We start from the raw sequence: 16,354 nt of genomic DNA on the forward strand, positions 1-16,354 counted from the left end.
ATTTAATTTCAATAGACTTGATCAGAGTATGGTCGATAGCTCGCTAAACAGCCACAGTCCGTATGCTCTTAGAACAAAATCGTCTATTTCGTTTGTTTCGTTTGTTTCGTTTAAGAAACATAATAGGGGCCGAGTGTTTGTTGTTTATTTTAAGGGGGCATACGATGTCTGCTCAGAAAATTGTTCATTTGCCGACGGCGGCCGAGGTGGAACAGGCCAAGCTCTCCAGCCGCACCTTGTCCAAGTACGCTGATGTGGATCGCGTGCAGCTCTCTCTGCGTGGCAGCAACGGCGAAGCTGACGAGTTGGTGCTTCCCGGGCATGTGCTGCAGATTCTGCTGGACGTGTTGGCGGAAGTGTCCCAGGGCAATGCTATCAGCCTGATCCCCTATCATCAGGAAATAAGTACACAGGATGCGGCCAATCTTTTGAACGTCAGCCGCCCCTTCTTGGTCCGGCTGCTGGAGTCCGGTGATATACCTTTCCGGAAGGTGGGTGCGCATCGGCGGGTTAAGCTGCAGGATGTGTTGAGCTACAAGGAACAGATAGACCGCCAACGGCACGCCACACTGGATGAATTGGCCGAACTGTCACAGAACGAGGGAATGGGGTACTGACAGGCAATGAGCAAATTCACCGTCGTCTACGATGCCTGCGTGCTGTATCCCGCACCCTTGAGAGATGCGCTGATGCGGCTGGCATTGACGGACCTGTTCAAGGCGCACTGGACAGATCACATCCACGACGAGTGGATCAACGCGCTGTTGAGGGCAAAGAAACATTCGCCGGAAAGCTTGTCGCGGGCAAGGGAGCTGATGGATCTTCACGTGCGCGATGCAAAAGTGTACGGCTACGAGCCGCTGATTGGAGGGCTAAGCCTGCCGGACCCGGACGATCGCCACGTGCTGGCTGCCGCCATCCGTTGCAACGCCAACGCCATTGTTACCTTCAACCTGAAAGATTTTCCTGAGGCATCGCTTCGCCAGTACGATATCGAAGTGATTCATCCGGACGACTTTATTTTGTATCAGATCGATATGGCGCCAACGCTGTGTTGTCGAGCTTTTCAGGCCCAGCGTTCAGCGCTGAAAAATCCGCCACTCAGTGTCGATACCTTTCTGGCAACGCTGCAAAAACAGCAGTTACCCCAAACCGTCTCGAAGCTTCGGGAGTTTGCGGATTTTCTCTAGTCATGGGTTCCGGAATGGAACCTGTGCCCTTTCGGATCTTCAGCGACAGAAAAGCGGCTTGTCCTCGGCTGGAAGCCTGATAAGGGTCCAGTCGCGAGTGGCGCAACTACCGAGAAATCCTCGGTGGTTGCCGATTTCGAATCTCAGCGTTTGGTCGCTGTCCGAACATTACGGAAATACCGAAGAGTTCCCGCTCCTTACATTTCGGCAGTATGTGCAAAATTTGCAACAACTGAACTCCTAAGGATTCCTTAGCAGCTCACCGCTTGTTTGATTCGGCAATATGCACTTTCTGCATACTGCTTGCTCCCGGCACTCAGCCTTTCGCTGTCATCGAGCGTGGTTTCGATAATGATCAGTTCACCGTCCTTGTCGATGGACAGAAGATCCAGTTGCTCGCGATCCAGGTCTCGCAGCGTTGAAAAGTTCGAAGCCGTCGAATTCCTTCTGGATGATCAGCAGTTCCTCGCATCACCCCGGGTCAAGGCCTGGGGATAGTTCTCCAGCCATTTCTGCAGGTGCTTGCGCTCGGTGAAGCCGAGGTCGTTGAAGCGTTTTACTTCCAGTGGGTTGATGCGGTTCGAGGTTGGATCGATCTTAAACATTCGCGGGCCCCGCTAGCTGATCGTCAGTAGCCAAGACTGAGAGTTCACCGGAGAGGAGCTTGGGGAGCAACATGTCGCGCAGCACTGAAAGGGTCGATGATTCCAGCTTATGCACTGCAGCCTGGTCGAAAAAAGATCGCACGGTTTTGTGAAAGTAAGCTATCAGGCGCTCATTTGGGACAATACAGGGTAAATTAATTACAACTTCAGGGCGCACCGCCGGGTATGCCCCGCCATCCGCTAAATGGGCTAAGTGGTTGATTGTCGCGTCTGACGTCGCGGTGATGTAGACGAACTCAGCTAACTCCGCCTGCTTTGGGGACAAAACAGCAAATCCCGTGCTGCCTGTTAACGTCTTTTGGGGGCGCTTGATGAATGCGAATGAGCGATTGCCAGGGCGAACTGTGCCGACGATAGTGTCGCCGTTAGAAAGTATGCGTCTTGCTCGGCTCGGTGTGTCGTCGGAGAGGTAGGTTGTGGTGCTCTCGATTACACCGTTCTTCGTATTTGCCAGGTCTACATACCGGATTTCTGAGGGTATTGTCCGCTTTGTCCAGGATTGCTGATTAAGGTTAGCAACGTCAGCAAGGGTGCCGACAGTCCACCCATCGGGAATCTCCCCCAACTCACTATCCTGCATAGCCGACGGAAACAGTTCGGCGGTAGCACGGAGCTCGGCATATTGCTCGGGCTGTTCGGCGTGGAGGCGGGTTAGCTCCTCTTCGCCTTTGTCGGAAATGGCCTGCATGGCGGCGAACAGGGCGCCTTCCTCGCTGCCGCCGGCTTCCAGTGCGGCGATCTTGGCTTTAGCCGGCTCGAAATCGACAAACCAGCTTTTGAAGATGGCCTGGGCTATTTGTTCGAGGGTTTGGTTAGTTTTAGTGTTTGATTTGATCTTTTCATTGACGCTAAAGAGTGTATCGCCAATGATAGCCTGCTCATCAAGAGGAGGAGCGAGAACCATCAGTTTTAAGACTTCCGTTTGGCGCAACCCTGGCACAGAGGAGCCTGTCGCCCTACTGCGTATCTCCTGCTGAAACGCTTCAGAAGTCATATACGCATAAAGGTATCGTGGATTCAGAATTTCCGGGTTTGCTCGGATGCAAAAAATTCTTTGTCCGAGGACAACTGGATAGTCCTCATCCCAGTACAAACACTCTCCTAGGGTCGCGCCCTCTGATACCAATAAACAGTCGCCTTTGCGAACATCCTCCTTCATCCATTTTTTATAGATATCGTGCGATACGAACCGAATGGACTCTTTGGCGACAAGTTTCCCGCCACTTACATTTTTGGCTGATATCGTAGGTACACCACTATCGACCCAATCGGAACCAAGTTTTCGGGGCGTCTTTCCCCTATGGTCGATAATGAGATCAATGCACTCACCCAGTGGCCTCAAGGTCCAATTCGAAGCAGAGTCAAAGCTCATATCCTATCCTCCTAAGATTCCGCTTGATCTCAGCTTCCAACCGATCACTCTCTGCAAACTGCTCCCGCAACTGCCCGGTCAACCGCGCCATCTTCTCGGCAAACGGCTCGCCATTGTCTTCCTGTTCCTGAGCACCCACAAAGCGCCCCGGTGTCAGCACAAAGTCATGTTTCTTGATCTCGTCCAGCCTGACGGATTTGCAGAACCCCGCGACATCCTCGTAGCCTTCGCCGCGTTGCCAGGCATGAAAGGTGTCGGCGATCTTGGCAATGTCCTCGTTGGTGAAGTCCCGCAGTACCCGATCCCGCATGAAGCCCAGGTTACGGGCGTCGATGAACAGAAACTCTTCCCGGCGGTCGCGCTTTTTCTCGTTGCGCACCATGCCGTTGGCTTTGTCCCGGGTCAGGAACCAGATGCAGGCGGGGATCTGGGTATTGGTGAACAGCTGGCCGGGCAGGGCGACCATGCATTCCACCAGGTCTTCTTCCACCAGGCGTTTGCGGATTTCGCCTTCGTTGTTGGTGTTGGAGCTCATGGAGCCGTTGGCCAGCAGCAGGGCCATGCTGCCGGTGGGCGCCAGGTGGTGGAGCATGTGCTGCATCCAGCCAAAGTTGGCGTTACCTTTGGGCGGGGTGCCGTACTTCCAGCGCACGTCCTCGGCCAGGGATTCGCTCCACCAGTCTTTGATGTTGAACGGCGGGTTGGCCATCACGAAGTCGGCGCGCAGGTCCGGGTGCTGGTCGTCCAGGAAGGTGTCGGCGTTTTTTTTGCCGAAGTTGAAGTCGATGCCCCGGATAGCCATGTTCATAGCGGCCAGGCGCCAGGTGGTGGGGTTGGACTCCTGGCCGTACACGGAGATGTGCTTCTTCTGCTCGCTGGCGTCGTAGTGCTGTTCGCTGGCATGTTCCTCGATAAACTTGTCGCTGGAGACAAAGAACCCGCCGGAGCCCATGGCCGGGTCGTACACACGGCCGGAGTATGGTTGCAGCATTTCGACAATCAAGGTCACGATGCTCTTGGGGGTGTAATACTGGCCCCCCTGCTTGCCTTCTGCGAGGGCGAACTGGCCCAGGAAATATTCGTACACATGGCCGAGGATGTCTTTGCTGTGCAGGCTCAGTTTCTCGCCCTCGAACACCGGCCGGGTGAAAGAGGTGTCCGAGAAGGTGTTGATCAGGCCCAGCAGCTTGTCGTTGTCCAACTGGTACTGGCTGATGCGGTTGAGGATGCCCTTGAGCTTGGCGTTGCTCTTCTCGATTTCTTCCAGGGCGTTGTCGATCAGCCAGGACACGGAGCGCAGCTTTACGTCGTTACCGGCATCGTCCTGCCAGAGCACGGTGCCCACGGACAGCACGGCCTTTTCTTTCAGGGTGCTCCAGCGGGCGGGCTTGGGCACCCAGAACACGTTGGCTTCCCGGTAGTAATCTAATACTTCCAGCTCTTCCAGCAGGGTTTGCTGGTAGTCCTCGTCGCCGTCGTAGTCTTCCGGCGGCAGGTAGTAAATGTCGTCGTTCTCATCCTTGAACCGTTCCAGCAACTCTTCCTGGCGCTCCTCGAAGGCATCGGAGACGTACTTCAGGAAGATCAGGCCCAGCACCACGTGCTTGTAGTTGGCGGCATCCAGGTTGGCCCGGAGCTTGTCGGCGGCTTTCCAGAGTTTGTCGTCCAGGGCTTTGAGGAATTGCTGTTCCGTGTTGTTCATTGCTCGGTTGTTCCCTATGAGAGGTTACTGCTATCTGTCTCTGATAAAGCGTAAAGGCACGGAGCGACAAGGTGTGTCGGTTCGTGCCTTTGATTGTTTCGGAGAGTGGCAGGCAATGCCGGGGGTGTATTGCGTGCTAACCACTCGATATAAGGTTGTTTTACGTTAGTTGATGGGGTTAGGCAAGGAAGGGGATTGGAGAGAGGATTGTAGTAGTTCAAGGATTCCGGACACCAATGTGTGTTGGTAATATTGCCGCCATAAGCGAGGTGTCTGAAGATCATAGAGTGACGATTTATTACGCCGTAGTCCAAGCAAAAAGCGGGTATCATTCTGGATAGCCCGAAGCCAGGATCGCCGGCATACTGTTTTTGAACTGGCTGAGTTCATTGGGTTGGAGGCACGTATCTGTATAGAAGATGAGCTCGCTGCCATTGCACAAAAGTTATCTGAGCTTGAGAGGGAAAAGGCTGCGCTTCTTTCCCGGAGGAACGAGCTTCACGCCTCTGCACAGGGATCCTCACCAACGCAGCTGACACCCAAGCAAAAGGCCGAACTGTTCCGGAATCTCTTTCGCGGCAGACAAGATGTCTATGCGGTCCGCTGGCAGGGATCCGGCGGCCGTTCCGGCTATGCTGTCGCCTGTGAGAATGAGTGGGTTCCGGGCATTTGTCAGAAACCCCGGATTAAATGCGGGGAGTGCCCGCACAAAAAGTTCAAGCCTCTGGATTTCAGCGCGGTGTATGACCACCTGTCCGGCAAGCATGTGGCTGGGTTATATCCGTTGTTGTGGGACAGTTCCTGTTATCTTCTGGCCGTAGATTTTGATAAGGAAGACTGGCGGGCAGACGTTCGTGCGCTGGCTCAGGCTTGTCGTGATGAAGGCATCCCTTATCTTGTAGAAATCTCCCGGTCTGGTGCGGGTGCCCACCTATGGGTCTTCTTTTCGGAATCCTTCATGCTCCGACCGCTTTCGGTAAAACCGTAACCGCCATTGGCATTGTGACCAAGCGGCAGGTCAACACGCTGATTCTCACTCACAGCCGTCAGTTACTGGATCAATGGAAGGAGCGCCTGGAAACTTTCATTGAGGGCGCATCCGTGGGCGTGATTGGCGGAGGCAGAAAGAGACCGACCGGGCATATCGACGTTGCCACCTATCAGAGCCTGATCAACAAGAAAGACAATACCGTCTCAAACCTTGTCCGGGAATATGGCCAGATTATCATCGATGAATGTCACCATATCTCAGCCCCCCGTTATGAGATGCTACTTAACGAAGTCAGCGCTCGATATGTCCTCGGCCTTACCGCAACGCCGGACCGTCAGGATGGTCACCAAAAAATTATGTTTATGGTTGCTGGCCCCATTCGTCACAAAGTAAAAGCTGAACACGGGTCCAGGTTTGTCCAACGTGTCATCGTTCGGGAGCGTCACGAAACGCCACCTGCGGATATTTGCCAGAATGGTGAGCGGCCCCACATAGCATCAGTTTACCGTTGGCTTGCCGAGAGTAATGCCCGGAATAAGGACATTGTTCATGATGTTGTACGCTGCGTTCAAAACCAGGCCAACTGTCTTCTGCTGACCGAGCGACGGGAGCATGCTGAGACGCTGGCAACACTGCTGAATGCTGAATCCATATCATCGGTTGTGTTGCGTGGTGGGATGCGCGTTAGAGAACGTCGGTTGGCGGAAGCGCAGTTACATGAAGCTCAGGTTATCGTTGCAACTGGTAAATACATCGGAGAAGGCTTTGACTTGCCACGGTTGGATACCCTGTTTTTAGCTCTGCCCATCGCATGGAAGGGAACTCTGTCGCAGTATGCTGGCAGGATCCACCGGGAGGTCGATGGCAAGCAGGAGGTTGCTGTCTATGACTACCTGGACTCTGGCCTGCCAATGCTTGAGCGCATGTTCAGAAAACGTGAGAAAGGCTACAAGGCTATGGGATATCGGTTTGTCTCTTCTGGGCAAGAACAATTGCTGTAGGTTCCAATCCTCACGATTGGAATTCAGAATTTTCGAGGGTGGGGGTATAGATCTATCTTCCTGTATGAATTATTTTGACTGCCAGTGTGTATTTATAGAAAAATCTCCAAACATATAAAAAATTGCCTCGACAGTAGAATCGTAAGCTTGCGATAACTGGAAAGGCTTGGAGAAATTGGTATGACAGCTGTTGGCTATGCCCGGCTCGCACAACACACGGAGATCAAGGCCAGGAGGCCAGCAATCGTTGCAGAAGTGCGCCCGGTGAGCCGGCTGGACACGGCCCCAGGCATTATTATGGTGCCCTCCCGGATGGCACCCGACAAGGACGATGTGTACGGGCATATCATGTTCGCGCTGAAGCATGAGGGGATCAACCTGCAAATACTCTCACAGGCTTTGCCTCTGGTCCCAGAATCTTTATTGCGAGAAGAGTTCGATAACTCCCCAAACAGCCAATACCTGCGTAGAGCTTGCTTCCTGTGGGAGCACTTCACAGGTGAAACCATCCATCGCCGACAGCAGAAGCTGACTCAGAACTACACCAGGCTCTTTAATCCAAAACTCTATTTTACAGGATCAGAGAGGCGCGACGAGCGTTGGCGAGTTACTTTCAATGGCATAGGTTCGATGGCCTATTGCGCCACCGTTCGCCGTACTCCGTTATTGGAAGCCCAACTGGCCAAGGATTTGCTGCGCAAGGCTGCGAAGTTCACTGAGTCACTGCCCCGGGATATTCTCAATCGCACCCTGTCCTGGGCCTACCTGAGCGAAACGCAAGACTCCTTTGCCATCGAGAAGGAAGCTGTGAATGCTGACAAATCGCGACGATTTGTAGAGGTGTTAAAGCAAGCCCACGAGGGAATTGTGATCAATGAGGATTCCCTGACGGACCTGCAAAACATCGCAATCGACAATCCATTCATCAAGGCAACGAGTTACCGGAACGAACAGAACTATCTGGGCACCGCCCAAACCGGGCCATTAGGGGTAACCTACATCCCACCGGACCACGTGCTGGCCCGTGAGCTCATGGATGAGCTTTGCAACCTCGCGAATGATCCGCCTGAAGACGTGGACCCGATTATCCTTGGTGCTGTTGTCTCATTCGGTTTTGTGTTTATTCACCCGTTCATGGATGGAAACGGTCGTCTCTCCCGGTTCCTTTTTCATCAGTTGCTCTGCAAAACAGGGGGTTTGGTGAATGGCCTGGTTCTGCCCGTTTCCACAGTGATGCATCAGAACGAAAGTGACTACCTTGATGCGTTGAAATCGTTCTCTGAGGGTACTGCCCAGTTCTGGAATATTGAGTGGATGGGTGATGTTGAGCTTGATTTTGACTTCCGGGGTCATAGCGCGATCTATCGCTATTGGGATGCGACCCAGTGCTGCGAATTTATGGCTTTGTGTGCCGAGACGGCAATTGAGAAGCACCTGAAAGAGGAAACCGTTTTTCTTAACCGGTATGACCAGATCTATCGGACCATCAACGAACGTTTTGATGTTGTCTCGAAGGACTTGGGCAATTTGGTCATGATGTGCATGCAGCACCATGGGCGATTGTCGAATCACCGGAGAAAGCAATACCAGTATCGGGTGCCGGAGGAGGTGTTTGATGCTCTGGAAAAAGCTTATCGAGATGTTATTGACGAAGTGACGACAGTAGCCGACCCGGCGCCTTAGTTGCTTTGTTTTATCAGGTTGCCGAGGACCCGCACGCCACCCGAGCCCGATTTGTCGCCGAGATGGAAAAACTGGCGGAACCGAGAGCGAAGGTTGTTGACCTGGGTGCACCGAGACGGGTCCTTGAACATAAGAATATGTTTGAGCACCCAAGCGCGGTTCTTGGAGACCCTGAAGAACAAGGCGGGAGGCGATGATGGCTAGGATGCTACCAAAGTTCGAAGATCATAAAGGTGAAGCGGCCCAAGCCGATCTGGAGAAGCACCAGAGTTTCAGTGGTGGCCGCAGTGCGTGAAATTCGCCAGCGCTTTGTTGGTATCACGCAGGAGTACTACGCTCGGCTGTTTGGTCTGTCGAAGACCACCCTTATGAATATAGAGTGTGTAGTGGTTCAGTGTGACGGCCCCCGGGTCCTCCTCGAATCTGTAAAGAGGGTGGTAGAGCCACTGGGTACCAGTTGTCCTTGGTGCCGATTAAGGATCTTTAGAGAAGTCCGTAGTGACCACTTTTGAAGATTCGAAACTAAACAGAAGCGAACATTCGCGCCTCGGAAATCTCGACCTGAGGCTCCATAGCGGAATAGGCCAAGATATCAACGTCTAAGCACGCAATTGAAGAGAGCTCCTTTCTACTTCAGGTAAGTCGCCTTCAATGCTGTATCATCATTTACCAAATTGATAGGAACACCATTTTCGACCTGGCTCATGCTTTACTCCCGCAGCACTCGGTCACACCCGCTTCCATCCACAGAACCACCGTCTGTGCTGGAGGCAGCCTCATTGGGATCATTGTCTGCATCGGATTTGCCACTTTCATCCGAGTCAGAGATACTCCTCGCAAATCGCTCGCCAATTGACTGGGGCAGTCTCTGGTGTTGCGCGACTTCTTTGGTCCGAGGAGTGAGAAGTATTTCCAACAACGGACGCAGTCACACTGCTCTACCGGCGGCAGCGCCAAACCCAAGACTGGGTTATCAATTGCTTATAAGCATTTTAGTACGCTGGCTGCTCATCCAACATCAGAACAGAAGACGACATTAGAGGCAGAAAGCCAGATTCATGCCTCTATGCGTTGCAATAAATCCAGAAATCTGTAATTTCTCCGACCAGACTGCGCCTCGGCGTTCGAGAACGGGGTACTATCAATGTCTAGCTCAAAAAGTTGTGTCGAGGGTAAACACGTGTCTGTGGAAGCCGCAAAGGGAGCTTCCCTCAGTTTGAGGTGCCTCCAGAATTTAAGAAGAAGTTCAAAGGATTTGCTGTCGCTCAGGGCATTAGCATGACCGACCCGTTAAAAGAAGGTCTCGAGCTATCTAAAGAGAAGCTGAATAAATGACTGCTGGAACCTCCTATACCAGTAATGAGAAAGCCGACTGGCTGTTCTCGATCGGTGAAGGGTCGTCGCTACCAATAGTAGATGGACTAGTGTCCGTTAGCGGCTACACAGCCACTGGGCGCCCTCCCGAAGAAGTCGCAATCATGGAAAAGGCCCGCTCTTACGGGGCGCACGCTGTTTTTTTCGAAGCCGAGCGGCACGGGCGCTCAGCTGTAGCGCAGGCATTCATATTCAATGTAGATGACGAACCCGACGACGCCCGCTTTGCCGAGTTGCACAAACGTTTATGGAGCTGGGGCGGGGTTCCCCTAATCTACCGTACCGGCTCAGGCCTAGTTCAACTCTTTCGTTGCGCTCATAAACCGGACTTTGTAGGCGCAGATGGCATTCCAATTTGCTCCCCCATTAAAACGCTCTCGCTAGGCGCTAAAATTGCAGCACAAGATATTTGGTGGGACGCAGCCCGAATCCGGAACGGAGCTATTTGGGACGATCCACACGCTTGTAAGCTTATGCTATCGGCCCAAAAGGCGGCACATCGAACTCTGGCTGCCAGTGTAGCTGAGCTTGAAAAGCGGCTTTCTGAGAGTCAGCTCTTGCCGTCACGACTACGGCGAAGGTTGCTGATTCTCTCGCTTCTTATTGCCTACCTTGAAGAACGCTCCGTACTTTTACCAACCGACTTCGAGTCTGCGCGGAAAGGCGCCAAGCGCTTTTTTGAAGTGCTCGGTGATGGTGAGGCGCTGACAAAGCTCCTCGGAAATCTCGAAGATCGGTTTAATGGTAGAGTTTTCAGGCTCACCGACCTCGAGAGTTCCACCTTAAAAGAAAGTGCTGATTTAGCCGAATACGCCAAACTCGTTGAAGGCAACCAAGATAGTACCGGTCAGCTCAGTCTCTGGCGCTTGTATTCTTTCCGGGATTTGCCTGTCGAGTTGATCAGTAATATCTATCAAATTTTTGTGAAGAATACGTCTAGCTCAGTCTATACGCCACCCGCGCTGGTTCGACTCGTATTAGAGGAAGCCCTGAGCTGGGAAAAGCTCGACAGGCTCGTTGAGCATGGAGGAATCGTTCTCGACCCTGCTTGTGGTTCCGGAGTTTTCCTAGTAGAGGCATACAAACGGCTTGTCTTACATTGGCGATGGCGCAACGATTGGGCCGAACCGCACGTGGAGGATCTACAGAGACTTCTTAGACACGTTCACGGAATCGATCTCGAAGAGGGGGCAGTAGAATTGGCTGCCTTCAGTCTTTGTCTTAGTCTTTGCGATGCGTTACAACCCGAAGAAATTAGATCAAGTGTACGGTTATTTCCGCAATTGGCAGGTGAAACACTTCACCACGGCTGCTTTTTCGAAGCGAAGTCAAGCGGCTTAATTCAAGCATCAGTATCCGTCATTATTGGCAATCCCCCCTTTGAGTCGTCGCTCACAACTGAGGGTGCGCAAAGGAGCTATGACGACTACTCCCGCACCTATGGCACGTTAGCAGACAAACAGCTGGCCTACCTATTTCTTCATGAAGCAATGGAAATGCTAATGCCCGGTGGTACAGTCGCGATGATTGAGCCTGCTGGATTTTTGTACAATCAAAATGCTATCGGCTTTCGTCGAACATTCTTTAATCGTTGGTGCGTTCGCGAGGTGCTCGATTTTGTATCAATTCGAGGCCTCTTCAAAAAAGGGGGAGCCGATACCAAGGTTATTGTAGTAATAGCAGAAGCTAAGAAACCTTTGCCCCGGAGCCGAATGCTGCATGCCGTATTCCGCCGTAATGGAAGGGCGAATGCCGAGCAGGGTTTCGATATTGACTATTACGACCTCCATTGGCTCCGCAATAGGGACGCCGAGTGTGCGACCGACGTCTGGCGTGCAAATCTGCTTGGGGGTGGGCGAGCTCGGAGGTTTATAGAACGACTGAGGAGCTATCCCACCATAAAAGATTATGCTTCCAGAAGAGGCTGGAATTTTGGTGAAGGTTATTTAGGAGGAAAGAAGAATGCCTCCTCAGACGTACAACATCTCGTCGGCCAACCACTTCTACCTACCCAAGCGCTCGGTGAAGGTGGGATAGACCGATCTTTAATAGAAATCGTGCCTGATGCTCCTATTAAAGATCCGAAATCAGCGGAGCGATTTTTAGCCCCATTATTGCTAATTAAAGAGAACCAAAACCTCTACTGTGACATTTGGTCTGAGGGCTATTTAACGTATAAAAATGAAATAGTTGGATTTTCTGCCCCAGGTGATTTTGAGAAACTTGAAGCTCTAGCAAGCTGGATTCGATCAGAATCCAAAATTCTCAAGGCTTACGTGGCTGGAATAAGCTCACGCCTATTTACTCAGCGCGCCACTTCCATATTCAACGCCGACATATTCTCTCTTCCTTATCCTCAACAAGAAGAAGGTCTCGACGTAAGTGTAAATGAGCGAGTCATAGCTGAAGACATAGTAGATTATCAACGCGACTTTATAAGGCTCGGCAGCGACGCCCCCGTGATGCAAGTAGTTCCCCCGGAAGCTCTTACAGATTTTGATGCGATCTTCACTCGTCAAATAAACAATGTTTACGAGAGCACACACCTTCGCGTTCTTCAAGCACAACACTGGCCGGGAGCAATATGCAAAGCTTTTGTTTTTGGCGATGGGGAAGTCGACTGGTCGTGTTCTAGTGAGCTTCAAGACCGACTTGATACCCTGTTGGTCGAGCGACGCGGCTCTGGCCTGACTGTCACGCGCATCGCACGTGTATATGACAAAAATTTTCTGTTTTTGCTCAAGCCCGATCGACATCGATTTTGGACGCGCTCGATTGCGCTTCGAGATGCAGATGACGTTTTGGCGGACCTCCGAGGACAAGGTTTTTAGGATGCTTGCAGACGAAAATTCACAGCCAACATATGTAGGCACACTTGAGACCACTGTATTTCGCTCTGGAGAGTGGTTGTGTGAACTAATCAAATTTATAAGTAGGGTGTTGCCCAATTGGAGAGATGACCCCAATAGGCAAATGAAAACGAGCGAGACCGCGTTGACAGCACAACTTTGCGCTCGCCTTAACAGCGCCAGCAATCACACCCCAGGCTGGGACTTTCTTCAATTTAGACGGGAAGAGCCAGACGAAATTGAAAGTAGTCGATCAATTGACCTCGTCGCCGCACCGAATTGCTCAAGACTTAATGTGGATGGAATAAATTACACAGAATACAAAACGCTTTTGCCTATTGAATGCAAACGCCTCCCTACTCCATCTGGAAAGGATCGTGATGAGCGGGAGTATCTATATAGCCAGTTCAAAACGACTGGCGGAGTCCAACGCTTCAAAGCAGGTCACCATGCCGCGTCTCACGAGCGTGCAGCAATGATCGCCTACGTGCAGGATGAAAGCATTCCATATTGGGTGAATAAAATCGAGACATGGATTTCCGGTTTAGAGAGCGGTAACGTTGATGGCTGGTCAGCATCAGACCACCTTGAATTCGGAAGTCATGATACTGTTTCAAACATAGCTACGCTTTTCTCAAATCACTCTCGGAGCAAAGATTTAAACCCAATTGATATTGATCATCTTTGGATAGAAATGTGACTGTTAGGAAGTATACTAATTTCACGCTTTATCTAGCGCACTAAACATCTCGTATTATGCCCGCGGCTACAAGTTCTTTAGACACTACCGAGCCTCTTTTGGATTTACCCCGCAACGTGTGGCCGCCCTTAGCCTAAAATCGGAGGCCATTTCATCGGCCTGAATCGCCCGGCCTGAATGTCCGCTTTGCGACCAAAGCTGACAACGCTCAGTAAACCTTTGTGCTTTGATAGCTAAGAGCGGTTGGGCCACAAAGACAGTGAGGCGGAAACCGTGCAAAGGTCAACATAATAATTGATTATGCTTGAGTCTAAATTGACTGGGCACTGCCAGGGCACCATTTGGGCACAGACATAAAAAAAAGGACCTGCGTTTCCACGCAAGTCCCTGATAAATATGGCGCGCCCGAGAGGATTCGAACCTCTGACCTCTGCCTCCGGAGGGCAGCGCTCTATCCAGCTGAGCTACGGGCGCATTCAAAATTGCGAGTACTCGGCAATTTCGAGTGCGCAATCTTACGTGCGAAGCGGGTCGGTGTCCAGCCCCTGACGGCAACTCCCGTTATCAGTTCTCAGGCAGAATCTGCTCAGGGGTAATTGAAACCAGGTTGTTATCGTTGCTGAATGTCACCTCGCCGTCCTGGATGGTTATCTGGTAGCTCATGGACCGGCCGGCTAGCCCGGCCAGCGCCTCGGTGCTTTCGCCGGGCAGGTGGATGATGGTGAGGTTGTCGAAACGCTCCAGCTTGCCATGGTGTTTGTCCCACCACACGGGGAATGCCCGGTCGCCGTAGGTATACAGGATCACTTTCGTGGCGCGATTGCAGGCTTTCCGCAGTCGGTCCTCCTCGGGCAAGCCCAGCTCAATCCACAGTTCGATCGCTCCGGTCAGGTCTTTCTGCCATAGCTCCGGTTCGTCGTCGTTGCTCAGGCCCTTGGTGAATTCCAGGGTATCGCTGGCATTCAGGGCAAAGGCGAGCAGCCGGATCATCACGCGCAGGTCGGTTTCCGACGGGTGCTGGGCGATGGTCAGGTGATGGTCGGCATAATAGTGTCGGTCCATATCGGCGATGTTGAGTATCGCCTTCAGGATGGTTGCTTTGAGCGCCATGGGCTTCCTGCATTGGTATAGAGATGTCTCTTTGAGCTAGTGTAATGCAATTCTTCACAGCCGGAGCGTGAATGCATGCCGATGTTGCGCGGTTTTCTGGTACTGGTACTGTTTTTTATCCTTGGCGAGTCGGTGCGGGTGCTGTTTGCCCTGCCGGTCAGTGGTGGTGTGCTGGGGATGCTTTTTATCACCTTCACGTTGATGGCGAAGGGCAGTGTGAGTGAGTCCCTGGCCTCGGCCAGCCAGGGGTTGGTGTCGGTGCTGGTGCTGCTGATCATGCCGGGCGTCGTGGGCGTCTTCTTCACGGCGGATCAGTTCGCCGGCCAGTGGCTGGCGGTGGCGGCGGCTTTGCTGGTCGGCACATTTCTGAGTGTTCTCACCACCCTGCTCTTGATGAAGCTGGTGACCGGCAGAACAGAGAGCACCGGCGGAGAGCGCGATCATGGCTGAATTCCTTACCCGGCTCCAGGCGTTGCCGGATACCCTCGGTGCCACGCCAGTTCTCGCCATTGGCTTGACGCTGGGCGCCTTCTTCGCTGGCAACTGGCTGTTTGCCCGCATGGGCCGGCCGGTCTGGCTGCCGCCCGTGGTGCTGGCGGCCTGTCTGCTGTCCGGGGTGATTGCGGTTCTGGCGGTGGACTACCAGAGCTATCACCAGGGTGCAGGCTGGCTCACGGTATTGCTGGGCCCGGCCACCGTCGCCCTTGGGATTCCCCTGTACCAGCAGATGCACCATATCCGTGCCATGTGGCGCCCCATTCTGGTGACGCTGCCCATCGCCGCCACCCTCGCGGCGGTGTATGCAGTAGTGATTGGCTGGGCGCTGGGGGCCACGCCGGAGGTGCTGGCGTCATTGGCGCCCAAGTCTGTCACTGCGCCAATTGCCATCGGGATTACCGAGCAATTGGGTGGCTCTGTGCCTCTGATGATGGGTGGCCTGCTGATTACCGGGGTGGTGGCAACCCTCTTCGTTGACCTGCTCGCCCGCCTGTTACCCGTAAACGATGAACGCATCCTGGGCTTTGCCCTGGGCCTTAACGGCCATGCTATCGGCACCGCCCGCGCCTTTGAAATCAGTCACGCCGCCGGCGCGTTTGCCTCTCTCGGTATGAGCCTCACCGGCGTGTTTACCGCCCTGATCCTGCCCCTGGTGTTCCGCATCTGACTGGCGCCCCACAACAGGTCATTCATCTGGCGTATAGCCCCATGTCGCAATTTCGATTGCCCTAGGTGTTTTCCGAGACTAGCTTGTTGGCCAGGCATTCGGCGTCTTTCTGCGCCGATGTTCCGTGAAAATTCCTAAAACAGCGACGGAAAACGCAATGAAAAAACTGATTGCAGCATTTGTCGGTTCCATGGTTCTGGCGGCGGCTCCGCTGGCACTGTCTGCCGAGGCGACCAAGGAACTGAAAATGGCGTACGACGCCGACCCCGTGACCCTCGATATCCATGAGCAGCTCTCAGGTGGCACTCTGCAGCTGTCCCACATGGCCTTTGACCCGCTGCTGCGCTGGACCAAGGACCTGGGCTTCGAGCCTCGCCTGGCCAAAAGCTGGGAGCGGATCGATGACAAAACCATGCGCTTCAAGCTGCGTGAAGGGGTGGAGTTCCACTCCGGGAACGAGCTGACTGCCAAGGATGTGAAGTTCACCTTCGATCGGCTAAAGCAGAGCCAGGGTAATCCCCCCGAAAAACAGCGGTGATCAAAAGTAGAATT

At 53.0% G+C, this 16,354-nt stretch carries 14 protein-coding genes and 1 tRNA gene; 10 read left to right on the forward strand and 5 right to left on the reverse strand.

Translation table 11 applies throughout. The features are described from left to right. The first annotated feature begins 164 nt into the window (after positions 1-164). Positions 165-617, forward strand: coding sequence for a helix-turn-helix domain-containing protein (locus msub_RS18355; RefSeq protein ID WP_048497580.1), 453 nt, complete (start codon positions 165-167; stop codon positions 615-617). Positions 618-623: 6 nt separating this feature from the next. Then, positions 624-1,190: a PIN domain-containing protein gene (locus tag msub_RS18360; protein ID WP_048497581.1), complete on the forward strand. Its 567-nt coding sequence runs from the start codon at positions 624-626 to the stop codon at positions 1,188-1,190. A gap of 455 nt (positions 1,191-1,645) precedes the next feature. Here the strand turns inward: msub_RS18360 and msub_RS22600 are convergent, their stop codons facing one another. The 3 genes from msub_RS22600 to msub_RS18370 are packed head-to-tail and all read right to left on the reverse strand — an operon-like array spanning position 1,646 to position 4,929. Then, on the reverse strand, positions 1,646-1,795 hold the full coding sequence (locus msub_RS22600) for a hypothetical protein (protein ID WP_227506850.1): 150 nt from the start codon (positions 1,793-1,795) through the stop codon (positions 1,646-1,648). Next, positions 1,788-3,227, reverse strand: a complete 1,440-nt coding sequence (locus msub_RS18365; protein WP_048497582.1) for a restriction endonuclease subunit S — start codon at positions 3,225-3,227, stop codon at positions 1,788-1,790. Before msub_RS18365 ends, msub_RS22600 begins: the two co-directional genes overlap by 8 nt. Beyond that, positions 3,217-4,929 carry a class I SAM-dependent DNA methyltransferase gene (locus tag msub_RS18370; protein ID WP_048497583.1) on the reverse strand — a complete coding sequence of 571 codons (1,713 nt, stop codon included), beginning with the start codon at positions 4,927-4,929 and terminating at the stop codon, positions 3,217-3,219. Before msub_RS18370 ends, msub_RS18365 begins: the two co-directional genes overlap by 11 nt. 394 nt (positions 4,930-5,323) lie before the next feature. Between msub_RS18370 and msub_RS22280 the strand changes: the two genes are divergently transcribed. The 5 genes from msub_RS22280 to msub_RS21365 all read left to right on the forward strand — a co-directional run bounded on the left by msub_RS22280 (position 5,324) and on the right by msub_RS21365 (position 13,527). Next, positions 5,324-5,917, forward strand: a complete 594-nt coding sequence (locus msub_RS22280) for a TOTE conflict system archaeo-eukaryotic primase domain-containing protein (RefSeq protein WP_227506851.1) — start codon at positions 5,324-5,326, stop codon at positions 5,915-5,917. Continuing rightward, a complete protein-coding gene (locus msub_RS18375; protein WP_227506852.1) occupies positions 5,863-6,921 on the forward strand; it encodes a DEAD/DEAH box helicase in 1,059 nt (352 codons plus the stop codon). Before msub_RS22280 ends, msub_RS18375 begins: the two co-directional genes overlap by 55 nt. Positions 6,922-7,101: 180 nt before the next feature. Further along, positions 7,102-8,604: a Fic family protein gene (locus msub_RS18380; protein WP_048497584.1), complete on the forward strand. Its 1,503-nt coding sequence runs from the start codon at positions 7,102-7,104 to the stop codon at positions 8,602-8,604. A 1,331-nt stretch (positions 8,605-9,935) separates the two neighbouring features. Continuing rightward, the gene (locus tag msub_RS18385) at positions 9,936-12,809 is read left to right on the forward strand and encodes an HsdM family class I SAM-dependent methyltransferase (protein ID WP_048497585.1); all 2,874 of its coding nucleotides are present in this window, start codon (positions 9,936-9,938) and stop codon (positions 12,807-12,809) included. Position 12,810: 1 nt separating this feature from the next. Next, positions 12,811-13,527: a hypothetical protein gene (locus tag msub_RS21365; RefSeq protein WP_082146587.1), complete on the forward strand. Its 717-nt coding sequence runs from the start codon at positions 12,811-12,813 to the stop codon at positions 13,525-13,527. 397 nt (positions 13,528-13,924) lie between these two features. Here the strand turns inward: msub_RS21365 and msub_RS18390 are convergent. Both msub_RS18390 and msub_RS18395 read right to left on the reverse strand, forming a co-directional pair. Next, positions 13,925-14,001: transfer RNA gene (locus msub_RS18390), tRNA-Arg, on the reverse strand. Between the two features lie 90 nt (positions 14,002-14,091). Then, positions 14,092-14,637, reverse strand: a complete 546-nt coding sequence (locus msub_RS18395) for a YaeQ family protein (protein WP_048497586.1) — start codon at positions 14,635-14,637, stop codon at positions 14,092-14,094. A gap of 75 nt (positions 14,638-14,712) precedes the next feature. Between msub_RS18395 and msub_RS18400 the strand changes: the two genes are divergently transcribed. The 3 genes from msub_RS18400 (at position 14,713) to msub_RS18410 (ending at position 16,340) form a co-directional block, all read left to right on the forward strand. Continuing rightward, the gene (locus tag msub_RS18400; protein WP_048497587.1) at positions 14,713-15,087 is read left to right on the forward strand and encodes a CidA/LrgA family protein; all 375 of its coding nucleotides are present in this window, start codon (positions 14,713-14,715) and stop codon (positions 15,085-15,087) included. Beyond that, entirely contained in the window at positions 15,080-15,802 is a 723-nt protein-coding gene (locus tag msub_RS18405) for an LrgB family protein (RefSeq protein ID WP_048497588.1), read from the forward strand. The genes msub_RS18400 and msub_RS18405 overlap by 8 nt, the downstream gene beginning before the upstream one ends. A 157-nt stretch (positions 15,803-15,959) precedes the next feature. After that, on the forward strand, positions 15,960-16,340 hold the full coding sequence (locus tag msub_RS18410; RefSeq protein WP_048497589.1) for an ABC transporter substrate-binding protein: 381 nt from the start codon (positions 15,960-15,962) through the stop codon (positions 16,338-16,340). Positions 16,341-16,354 lie beyond the last annotated feature (14 nt).

It is taken from the genome of Marinobacter subterrani, from assembly GCF_001045555.1.
In the GTDB taxonomy this organism is placed as follows: domain Bacteria; phylum Pseudomonadota; class Gammaproteobacteria; order Pseudomonadales; family Oleiphilaceae; genus Marinobacter; species Marinobacter subterrani.